At 50.0% G+C, this 1007-nt stretch carries 2 protein-coding genes; both read left to right on the forward strand.

Features of this window, described 5'->3' with window-relative positions:
- Nucleotides 1–362 (forward strand): helix-turn-helix domain-containing protein (locus tag NXS09_RS10760; RefSeq protein ID WP_259292511.1); only part of this gene is annotated, 362 nt, incomplete at its 5' end.
- A gap of 26 nt (nucleotides 363–388) precedes the next feature.
- Nucleotides 389–1007, forward strand: a 619-nt coding sequence (locus NXS09_RS10765) for an IS3 family transposase (protein ID WP_259292512.1), incomplete at its 3' end; no start/stop codon positions are given.

Genomic DNA, 1007 nt, shown 5'->3' on the forward strand with positions numbered 1-1007 from the left:
GGTGCAGTTTTCTTATGAGCAAATATACATTAGACTTTAAATACCAAGCCGTACAATATTATCAGCGCGTACGCAGCCAACAGCGTACCGCCGATCACTTTAATATTTCCCGTACCCATTTACGCCGCTGGATAGCCGCATACAACCAAGACGGCATTCGTGCACTGGAGCATCCGCAGGCCATTATGATCATCAAACGTAAAAACCCCTTTATCGTCGATAAACCCGACCACGAAAAAACACAGGCGGAACTGATTGAAGAGTTGCGCTATATGCGGGCGGAGAACGACTATCTAAAGGAATTAAAAGCCCTCAGGCAAAAAGAAGCGGCCGCCAAAAAAGCGAAGCCGTCCAAGCGCTGAGGGCAAAACATCCGCTTAAATACCTGCTGCACAGTGCCGCTCTGCCCAAAAGCAGCTTTTATTACCATCACGGCCGCCCCGACCCGGACGAACAGGACAAAGCCGCCGTTGCCGAAGTTTATGCCCGCCACAAAGGGCGTTACGGGCATAGGCGGATTGCCGCCACTTTGTCATGGAATAAGAAAAAGGTTGCCCGTTTGATGAAACTGCTGCAATTGAAAGCCAAAGTGCGTCCGAAAAAAGCCTACCGCCACCCGGCAATGGGCGAACCGTCGGATAATATTCTGAACCGCCGGTTTGAAGCGGAAAAACCCAATGAGAAATGGCTGACGGATGCCACCGAATTCAAGTGCAGTAACGGTAAACTGTATCTGTCACCGATATTGGATGTATTTAACCGCGAAATCGTCGCTTATTCGATGAGTCGCCGCCCGAACAGCGAGATGGTGGAAAGAATGCTGAATGATGCGGTCTGTAAACTGACAAAGGCAGATAAAGTGCTGCTGCATTCCGATCAGGGTGTACTGTACCGTACGGAAGCCTACCGCCGTACGTTGGCGGAACACGGCATAGTGAAGAGTATGTCGCGTAAAGGCAATTGCTGGGACAATGCACCGATGGAAAGCTTCTTTGCGATACTGAAGA

This window comes from Neisseria montereyensis (assembly GCF_024834045.1).
Lineage (GTDB): Bacteria > Pseudomonadota > Gammaproteobacteria > Burkholderiales > Neisseriaceae > Neisseria > Neisseria montereyensis.